This is a genomic window from Candidatus Thiothrix phosphatis (assembly GCF_035668035.1).
Classification (GTDB): Bacteria; Pseudomonadota; Gammaproteobacteria; order Thiotrichales; family Thiotrichaceae; genus Thiothrix; species Thiothrix phosphatis.
The window spans coordinates 1-9,657 of record NZ_JAYMYJ010000113.1; the positions used below are offsets into that span (position 1 = coordinate 1).

General features: G+C 59.2%; 7 protein-coding genes and 2 pseudogenes. 5 read left to right on the forward strand and 4 right to left on the reverse strand.

What is annotated here, in order from left to right; all coding sequences use genetic code 11:
* Window positions 1-462 (forward strand): annotated as a pseudogene (locus VSS37_RS12660) (pyruvate ferredoxin oxidoreductase); the annotation flags it as partial.
* The gene (locus VSS37_RS12665) at window positions 459-2,096 is read left to right on the forward strand and encodes an NAD(P)-binding protein (RefSeq protein ID WP_324695767.1); all 1,638 of its coding nucleotides are present in this window, start codon (window positions 459-461) and stop codon (window positions 2,094-2,096) included. The pseudogene VSS37_RS12660 and the gene VSS37_RS12665, both read left to right, overlap by 4 nt.
* Window positions 2,097-2,145: 49 nt before the next feature.
* On the opposite strand, the pseudogene VSS37_RS12670 reads toward VSS37_RS12665, so the two are convergent.
* A pseudogene (locus VSS37_RS12670) lies at window positions 2,146-2,701 on the reverse strand (transposase).
* 366 nt (window positions 2,702-3,067) lie between these two features.
* Between VSS37_RS12670 and VSS37_RS12675 the strand changes: the two are divergent.
* On the forward strand, window positions 3,068-3,340 hold the full coding sequence (locus VSS37_RS12675) for a helix-turn-helix domain-containing protein (RefSeq protein ID WP_324695769.1): 273 nt from the start codon (window positions 3,068-3,070) through the stop codon (window positions 3,338-3,340).
* Here VSS37_RS12675 and rimI read toward each other — a convergent pair.
* Window positions 3,302-4,480 (reverse strand): ribosomal protein S18-alanine N-acetyltransferase, encoded by a 1,179-nt coding sequence (gene rimI / locus VSS37_RS12680; protein WP_324695772.1) that lies wholly within the window; start codon window positions 4,478-4,480, stop codon window positions 3,302-3,304. The genes VSS37_RS12675 and rimI overlap by 39 nt on opposite strands.
* Entirely contained in the window at window positions 4,405-5,520 is a 1,116-nt protein-coding gene (locus VSS37_RS12685; RefSeq protein WP_324695773.1) for a DUF2817 domain-containing protein, read from the reverse strand. Before VSS37_RS12685 ends, rimI begins: the two co-directional genes overlap by 76 nt.
* Window positions 5,521-5,628: 108 nt before the next feature.
* Here VSS37_RS12685 and VSS37_RS12690 point away from each other — a divergent pair, with 108 nt between their 5' ends.
* Together VSS37_RS12690 and VSS37_RS12695 are read left to right on the forward strand one after the other, a co-directional pair.
* Window positions 5,629-7,092 (forward strand): RimK family ATP-grasp domain-containing protein, encoded by a 1,464-nt coding sequence (locus VSS37_RS12690; protein WP_324695774.1) that lies wholly within the window; start codon window positions 5,629-5,631, stop codon window positions 7,090-7,092.
* A 16-nt stretch (window positions 7,093-7,108) separates the two neighbouring features.
* A complete protein-coding gene (locus VSS37_RS12695; RefSeq protein ID WP_324695775.1) occupies window positions 7,109-7,765 on the forward strand; it encodes a thiopurine S-methyltransferase in 657 nt (218 codons plus the stop codon).
* On the opposite strand, the gene VSS37_RS12700 is transcribed toward VSS37_RS12695, so the two are convergent.
* Window positions 7,762-9,531 carry a hypothetical protein gene (locus tag VSS37_RS12700; RefSeq protein ID WP_324695777.1) on the reverse strand — a complete coding sequence of 590 codons (1,770 nt, stop codon included), beginning with the start codon at window positions 9,529-9,531 and terminating at the stop codon, window positions 7,762-7,764. The genes VSS37_RS12695 and VSS37_RS12700 overlap by 4 nt on opposite strands.
* Window positions 9,532-9,657 lie beyond the last annotated feature (126 nt).

A 9,657-nucleotide genomic window follows, 5' to 3' on the forward strand; every position in this document is an offset into this window, starting at 1 on the left:
GGCAATGTGTTCGGCCAGGGCAAAAGCGTGCCGCTGATTGCCATGGCGCATGAAATCCCCTACGTGGCGACCGCTTCCGTGGCCGATTTGCGCGACCTGGAGGCGAAAGTGACCAAGGCAATGAGTATTCACGGCGCGCGTTACATCCACATCCATGTGCCCTGCCCGCTGGGCTGGGGGGCAGACCCCGCCAACACCATCAAGCTGGCGCGGCTGGCGATTGAATCCGGCCTGTTCCCGGTGTTCGAAGCCGAGCACGGCGAAATCACCGGGCATCGCGCCATCCGCAAACAGGTGCCGGTGGAGGAATACCTGAAGCTGCAAAAGCGTTTCGCGCACCTGTTCCGCAACCCCAAACAGGTCGAGGTGATTGCGCAATTGCAAGCCATCGCCGACCGCAATATCCGCCGTTTCGGCCTGCTGGAAACACGTTTGCCTAACAGAGGGGGGGCAGCCGCATGAGCACGCAAATCGAAAAACCGTTCGCCATCACCCTGGACAAGAACACCAGCCTGGCCAACCACACCGGCTCGTGGCGCACCAAACGCCCGGTTTACGTCGACCGCTTGCCGCCTTGCAACGCCACTTGCCCGGCGGGGGAAAACATCCAGAACTGGCTGTTCCATGCCGAATCAGGCAATTACGAAGCGGCGTGGCGCTCGTTGGTGGAAAACAACCCGCTGCCCGCGATCATGGGGCGGGTTTGCTACCACCCCTGCGAAGGTGCCTGCAACCGTGGCCAATTCGACGAAGCCGTCGGCATCAATGCGGTCGAGCGTTTCCTCGGCGATGAGGCCTTGAAGCAGGGCTGGGCATTCCCCAAACCGGCCACCGAAAGTGGCAAGCGTGTGCTGGTGGTCGGCTCCGGCCCGGCGGGGTTGTCTGCTGCCTACCATCTGCGCCGCTTAGGGCATGGCGTGACCATTGTCGAGGCGGAAACCGCAGCGGGCGGCATGATGCGTTACGGCATCCCGCGTTACCGCCTGCCGCGCCAAGTGCTGGACGCCGAAGTGCAGCGCATTGTCGATATGGGCGTGGAGCTGCGCCTGAGCACCCATGTGGATGACGTGCTGGCGCTGCAACAGGCGGAAGGTTTCGACGCAGTGTTCCTCGGCATTGGCGCAGGCATCGGCAAGCGCGCCTACATCCCGGCGGGCGACGCCAGCCACATCACCGATGCGGTCAGCGTGCTGCATGAGGTGGAAGACCATCCGCCACTGCTCGGCCGCAAGGTGGTCGTGTACGGCGGCGGCAACACCGCCGTCGACGTGGCGCGCACCGCCAAGCGGCTGGGGGCGGAAGAATCCATCATCGTTTACCGCCGCACCCGCGACAAAATGCCTGCGCACGACTTCGAGGTGCAGGAGGCGCTGGAAGAAGGCGTGAAGCTGAAATGGCTTTCCACCATCACTGAGGCCGGGGAAGGCAGCATCACCATCGAGAAAATGGCGCTGGATGAGAAAGGCTTCCCGCAGCCGACTGGCGAATTTGAAACCCTGCCCGCCGACTCGGTGGTGTTGGCGCTGGGGCAGAACGTGGAGCAAACTCTGCTGGAGCGCATCCCCAACCTGACAACGAAGTGGGACAGCGTGCAAACCGATGAAATCATGATGACCAGCCATGCGGGTGTGTTTGCCGGTGGCGACATGGTGGTGGACAGCGAGCGCACCGTGACCGTGGCGGTCGGGCATGGCAAGAAGGCGGCGCGGGCGATCGACGCTTTCTTGCGTGGCGGACGTTACCAGCCAGCGCCCAAGCATGAAAAGGCGACCTTCGAACGCCTCAACACTTGGTATTACGCCGATGCGGAAAAGACCGTGCGGCCCACACTGGACATTATCCGCCGCCAGTCCACCTTTGATGAAGTGGTCGGCGGGCTGGATGAAGGCAATGCGCTGTTCGAGGCGCGCCGCTGCCTGTCGTGCGGCAACTGCTTCGAGTGCGACAACTGCTACGGCGTATGCCCAGACAGCGCGGTGATCAAGCTGGGGGCGGGCAAGCGGTTTGCGTTCAACTACGACTACTGCAAGGGCTGCGGGCTGTGTGCGGAGGAATGTCCGTGCGGGGCGATTGCGGTGGAGTTGGAGGAGAAGTAGGCACTACGACTCAACTCGAAAAGGCAAGCTGGAAAGCTTGCCTTTTCAATTACAAAAAGTGCAGGCTGTTGTTGGGCAGGCGTCCACAGTTTTTCCACAGCCGCCGACATTTCTCCAACCAGGCAAAGGAACGCCCCACAATCCAGCGCTTCGGCAGGGCCTTGAAGGTGTGCAACCCATGGCGTTTGACCACCTCGACTTCGGCGTCCGGCAAATGGCCCACCGGTATAGCCACCATCCACCAAGACCTTTTTCACCCCGGTGAGGCAAGCCGCGCGGCAGGACAAGGCCAACAAGCCGCCCTGCCGGTCATTGACATCCGCTGTTGTGATGGACACGGCATGGGGCAACCCCCGGTGTCCACGGCGATATGCCGCTTGATGCCGGACACTTTCTTGCCCGCGTCGTAACCTTTGGCCCCAGCGGTGTCGGCATCCTTCACACTTTGCGCATCCACGATCAGCTCAGGACATACAGCACGCCGCAGACAACATCGTACAGGTGGTGCGTGGTTTGGTGCGGCGGCGAAAGCTTTCCAGGTGACAACCGATGGCTTCAAATTGTTCCCGGCTGATGTCGCTGGGGTAGGGGTGGCGGTCGGTCATCGCTGGTGCTCAAAAATGCCTTGAGCCTATCGCCTAAAAAGATTATGAGCAGGTTCTTAGGGGGCATGGCTAATCGGGGAGGCAAAAAAAATACCGTCCCCGGGGAAACAAGGACGGCATATGGGATGGTTGGGCGTTTGTTGTTTTGCCGGAGCGCCCACACTCTAACCGTCAAGGGGTATAAATCCATATTATCACCACACTATGTCACACTGGGTTGACATAAGTGAAAAAAGTTCCGCCAAAAAATAGATCAAAAACAGCATGAGTATCCATTTTTAATCAATGTCATTTGAACGGATTATGTCCAATGCACGACTCACATAATGAGCGTTCGTAAACAAATAGACAAAAGAGAGGGTCCTTATGTCAGCAAAAGATCTCGCCGATTATCTTCGTCACCGTGTCGGCAGCCTTGGTTTTTCCAAGTCGGAAGCGGCGCGGCGGGCGGATATTTCCCGGCAGACCTGGTACCGGCTATTGAATGCAGAGATCAGCGACGCCAAGTTGTCAACCTTGATCCGGTTGGCGGAAGCGCTGGAAACGACACCATTGCATATCCTGCAAATTTATTTTGGTGAAGAGGTTTTCAATAATTCGTCAGCCCAAGCCGATGATAACCGCCGTGCGCAAGCGTAATTGCCCAAATTGTGACATCTTGTCGAAATCGTTGCGGCTGATGGGCAAGTACTGGTTGTCCAGCGCGAACCGATAGTCAGTTTCGTTGATATAAGGGTCATGGATGTAGATGAAACGTTCATCCATGGCTGTCACCACCACCCAGTGGGGTGTTTTCTTGTGATCGAAGCGATAGGTGCTGATTAGCACGAGTGGCGTTTTTCCCTGTTCCAAGGCGTTTTCCAATTCGACCTGCGTAATATTGGCGTAATGCACAGGAGCGTGATGGCAGGCCAATTGTTGCAGAAAATCCTGGTGCACCAGTTCAATCACCTGTTTTTTTTCTTCATCCCGCACGGAGTCGATAAAGGGCGTGTCGGTGACGGATAGGTAGGTGTCGGCGCGGAAACCACGCCGGATGGCGGCCAGCGCCAGCCCGACCGGGCTACAGCCGCCATGCCCGGCCATCATGTAAATGGTGGTGGCCTCACGCCAAATGCCCAGTTCCTCGTTCATGGTCAGCGCAGTCGCCGGATTCAGGGACGCCATCGCCATCATCAGCGCCGCCGGGCCACAGGTGAAATCGGTATGTTGCGGGTAATACGGCACATCGGCGTGGATGGTTTGCGCGTTGGGTGACAGGATGCGCTTTTGCAGCCGCAACGCATCGGTATGGTCTTCGTAGTAGTCCTTGTATTCACCGAACGGATGATAGCCGAGCAGCCCGTACAGGCGGATGGCGCGCGCATTGTCCTTGCGCACTTCCAACCGCATGCTGACCCGGCCTTGGTCGGCGCAGACCTTTTCCGCCTGCTCAATCAGCCGGTGGGCGATGCCGCGCCCCTGTTGGGAACGGTCTACCGCGATGGAGTAGATGCGCGCCAGATGGGTGCCCCGGTGCAGCAGCACCAGGATATAACCGACGATATTCCGCTCCCATTCCGCCACCAGGAAGCAGTTTTGCCCTTGTTGCAGGAAATAGCGGAAGCTGCGGCGGCTCATGCGGTCGCTGTCGAAACTGGCGTTTTCCAGTTTCAGCAACGCTGGCAGGTCGGCATTGGCGGCGGGGCGGATCAGGCTGTCATTCATGCGCTGGTGTCCATCCCCAGCAGGTGCCGCCAGCCGGTGCGGATGACCTGCCGCGCCCGCAGCAACACGCATTCCCGCCACAGCATCGAATGGGGGTTGAAAAATTCCCCCAATTCCGCGCGGATCGTTTGCGCCAGTTCCGTGTTGAAGTCGGGTGTGCCTTGCGCATACAGCCAATGGTCGCGGCGCAGGACTTCCAGCATGCGCATGACCGGGTAAGTGCCGTATTCCAGCGTCAGGAACATGCCGTCAGCGCGCATGGCGTCATGCCACAGGTAATCCATCAGCCCGGTCAGCGGGATAGAGCAGGAATCGCCGGTTTCCGGCAGGGAAACCAGCCGCTGGAACCACTGCCGCGCCTTGTGGCTGGCGGGGCTGTCCGCCGGATGGTCGCAAACCAGTTCACCGTGGCCGAACGGCCCCAGCCCGGTATGCAAATCCAGCACCAGCGTTTGCCGCTGGCCAAGCCGCCATTCCGCCAGCTTGCCTTCCACCAACTGGCGCGCAAAGCTGGGGGCGTCCCCGCCGTAGAACAGGCCGGTGGGATGAGAATACTGCCCTCGGGTAATGGCCTCACGCAAACGCTGTCCGCCCCACGCTGCGGTGTATTCCTGCAAACGCCGGTTGGCGGCAGGCCAGTCGCCGTCAGGCGGCAGCACCAGATCCGCCAGCTCGGCGTAATCTGCCGCTTCCGTCAGGGGACGGCTGAAATCCACCCCATTGCGGTTTAAGTCAACACCGGCTTCATTCACCCGCCGCTGATGGGAAAATCCCCACGGATTCAGCGCATGCAGCATCAGCACCGCCATTCCCGGCGGCAATTCAGTGTGCGTCAGCCGCAGCAGCGCATCATGCTGGATGGCGGAACCCGCGAAGCCTTCCACGCCATGGGTGGCCGAAATCAGCACCAGCAGGTTGGGGGCGTTTTCATCGCCCAACCAAGCGATGTCGGTGAACAGCGCCTCCCCGTCCGCACCTATCGCGGGGTGGCGGATGGCTTCATGCCGCACCAGGCAAACTTGCTGGTGCAAGGCGGCCAGGAAGTTGGCGCGGGCTTGCGCATAGCTCGCCGGATAGTGCTGCAATGCGGGGGAAATCAGTGGTTCAAACATGTTTGCGAGCCTCACCTGGATTGCCGGAAATTAACGTGTATCCGCTGCTGGAAAACCGTATGATGCACCAAAAATCATTATGACATGAAGCGCAGGGGCGCCGCACACATGCCTGACTATTTATTGCTGGTCGATGACATCAAGCACTGGAAAAAACACTATCCCAGCCATCCGGTCGCCGCCGTCAAAGATTATTTGACCGGGGAAAACTGGGCCAAACGCCCGCACCTGCATGTCATTAACTTGTGCCGGGATTTGTCCTACCAAAGCCTTGGCTACTACGCTTCGCTATTGGCCGAAGCCCGTGGGCACAAGGTGATCCCGACCGTCAGCACCTTGCAGGATCTGACACGCAAGACCCTGTACGGCCCAGTGCTGGACGACCTGGATGAAATGGTCAACAAGGCGCTGGGGCAGAAATCGCCGGAAGTGGACATTTCCCGTTTCGAAATCGTGCTGCAATTCGGCAAATGTGAAAGCGAAACCTTGCGGCCACTGGCGCGCAAATTGTTCGAAGCCTTCCGCGCGCCGCTGTTGCGGGTGGAGTTCCGCCGCAATGGCCGCTGGCGCATCAGCCGGTTGAAAGCGGGTTCCTTCGACAAACTGAGTTATCCGCAGGAGCAGTTTTTCCTGCAAGTGCTGGACAAACAACTGCGCCAGCGTTGGAAAACGCCCGCCAGCACCAAGCAGGCGCGTTACGACTTGGCGATCTTGCACAATCCGGAGGAAAAGCTGCCGCCTTCCGACCAGAAAGCCTTGCAAGCCTTCATCCGCGCCGCCGCCGACCACGGCATCGAAGCGGAGCTGGTCACGCCCAAGGATTTCGGCCATTTGCTGGAATACGATGCGCTGTTCATCCGCGAAACCACGGCGCTGAACCACCATACCTACCGTTTCGCCCGCAAGGCCGCCAGCGAAGGCATGGTGGTGATTGACGACCCGGATTCGATCCGCCGCTGCGTGAACAAGATTTTCCTCAATGAACTGCTTGCCACCCACAAAATCCCCACCCCTGCTGGGCTGATCCTGGCGAAGGGGGAATTGGAGCGGGCCGAACAGCAGCTCGGCTATCCGCTGGTGCTGAAAATTCCGGACGGTTCGTTTTCCCGTGGCATGTACAAGGCAGCCAACCGGGAGGAAATGGAGACGGCGGCGGCGGAGCTGTTCCGGCATTCCGAACTGATCCTGGCGCAAGCCTACACCTACACCGAATTTGACTGGCGTATCGGCGTGCTCAACGGCGAGGCCTTGTACGCCTGCCGTTATTTCATGTCGCGCGGGCATTGGCAGATCATCAACCACAACGCCGCCGGTAAAGTCCAGGAGGGCAAATGGGAAACCTTGCCGGTCGATGCAACGCCGCCGGATGTCCTGGCGACCGCGCTGCGCGCCGCCCGCCTGATTGGCGATGGTTTGTATGGCGTTGACCTGAAACAAACGGACAAAGGCGTGCTGGTCATTGAAGTCAATGACAACCCCAGCCTGGAATACGGCGTGGAGGACAAGGTGTTGGGCAAGCAGCTTTACCAGCGTATCATGGGCGAATTCCGGCGGCGGTTGGAACAAAACTAGGCAATAAGGAGACGGTATGGACGCGGAATTCTGGCACGAACGCTGGCAACGCAATCAGATTGGTTTTCACCAGCATGAAATCAACAGCCACTTGCAAGCCTTCTGGGGCAACTTGGCAGCGCCTGCGGGCAGCCAGATTTTTGTGCCCTTGTGTGGCAAAAGCCGCGACATGTTGTGGCTGCGCTCCCAGAATCTGAATGTCACGGGCGTGGAAATCAGCCCGGTCGCCGTCCGTGATTTTTTCGCTGAAAATGCGCTGGAGCCGACCGTCAGCCAACAGGGTGATTTTGAACGCTGGGAAACGGATGGGCTGACAGTCCTGCTGGGTGACTTTTTTGCCCTGACCGCGGCGGATGTGGCCGATTGTGCCGGAGTGTTCGACCGCGCCTCACTGATTGCGCTGCCGCCTGCCATGCGCGCCCGTTATGCGCAACACCTGCTGGCGATCCTGCCGCGCGGTGTCCAGACCTTGCTGATTACGCTGGAATATGACCAGCAGCAAATGAATGGGCCACCGTTTTCAGTGCAGGAGGCGGAAGTCCTGGCCCTGTATGCGGAACACTGCCAAGTGGATCGGCTGCTGGCGATCAACGCGCTGGAGGATGAGCCCGGTTTTCGCCAGCGTGGGCTAAACCGTCTGGAAGAAAAGGTTTACCTGCTGACGCCGCGTTAAGGCCGTCCGGTCGCCATGGTCTGCTGGTATTCGGCCTGCGCCTGCTCCACCCGGTGTTGCAGCTTGTCAATGAACTCGGCCAGTTTTTGCCGTTTGGTTGGGTCTTCCACTTTAGGCAGGAATTTATTGGCTTCGCCAAAATCGGTGAGCGTGGCGTAGCCGGAAGCTATCTGGATATAGCTGCTGGAGCGGGGCTCAAGTCCGTTGGGGAGCGTGCTGGCTAGCCTGCCTGCTTCCTCCAGCACCTGCCGGGCGGCGATCTGGTTGCCGAACAGGGCTTGCTCATTCGCCAGCCTGGTCAATAGCCCGATTTGTTCTGGCGGTTGCGGCAAGGTACGGGCTTTTTCTATCGCCTCTTGCAGGCTTTGCCCGGCTTGCTCCCACTGGTTTTGCAACAGGTAAGCCTTGCTGATGCAGCCCATGATCAGGGCTTGTTGGGTGACATCCCGGCTTTGCGCCAGTTCCTGCTGGATACGCTCGAGCGCTTGCTGGGCTTTGTCCGGTTTCTGGTGCTGTGTATGCCATTCGGCAATGTCCAGCAGCAGCAGGGTGCGCGGATAGGCTTCCTGGGTTTGTTCAATGACCGCGTCCGTCAGATCGGTTTCATTCAATTTCAGGAATTGCTGGATACGGTGGCGGTTTTCTGCATGTTCGTCCTGTGAAATCTGGAAACGGGGTGTCGTCAGCTGTGCGCCTTCCATTTCCGTGACGGCGGCGGCGGAAACCTTGGCTTTGACCTTGCGCTCGGCCGCCTTCGCGGGCGTGTCAGGCTCTTTGGCATCGTCCTGCAACGCTTGGGTGATTTTGGCTTTGCGTGCTTCCGGGGTTTCCTTGATGTCGGGTTTGCTGGTGTCACTCTGAGGTGCTGGAGGCGTCCCGGCTTTAGGTTCCGCCGGAACCGCCTTGAAGGGGGACGGACTGGCTCCTGCTCCTTCGCCATCAATCATGGCGTCAATATTTCCGCTTGGGCCTGACGCTCCAGATGGGATCATGTTCTGTATGCGTCCGGACATTTCTGCAACCTTCTGCACGGTCTTGGCGAGCGCGTCCTGCTTTTTCTGCTCGGCTTCGGCGGCGGCTTTGGTGGCTTCTTCTTCCTGCTTGGCCAGCTCTTCCGGAGAAGGTTGGTTCAGGTAGTAAACCGCGCCTAGGCCGATGCTGATCGCCGCGACGGCAGCGGCGACCTTGAGGCCGATGCGGTTGGGTTTTTCCGCCAACCCCAGGCGGCGGCGGGCTTCCTGTTGCAACAGCGCCTCTTCTTCCTGCTTGGCGCGTTCCAGGACTTCGCGGATACGTTTGGAGCGTTCATTTTCATGCCGGTGCTTCTCAGACTCCATCACCTGCTGCAAGCGCTGGCCTTTCTGGTAACGCTCGCCAACGATGCCGCAAGCTTCACACGCTTCCAGACGGCCATCGCGGGATGGGCGTTTGGGCTGCTGGTGGCCGCAGGCGGGGCAGGTGTACACAGCCGTTTCAGCGACGCTTATTTCAGCTTCCTTGGGCACGATTTGCAGGGTGGGGCGGATGTCGCAATCCACATGCAGCGTCAGCAGTTGCTGGCGGATGGCCTCGGCTTCTTCATGGCTGACGCCGTCACGGATGGAGGTCATGCCATTGCTGAACAGCAATGCGTCTGACAGTTTGAATTCCAAGTGGGGGCTATGGTCATCCAGCAGGGTGAGGACTTCACGCACCAGCGCTTCGACCGGCTTGTCGGAGCGGTGCCCGGTAACGATGAGGTCAAATAGTTGTTGTGATTCTGACATGGCCTTTTCCAGTATCCATTCTTGTTGTCTGCCTGAGCAAGGCGATATTGCGCAAGGGTATAAGCGCAGGGGCGCACTGTAAACAACCGGCGGATAAGCGTAAGCCCTACAACCGGGGCTTGCCCC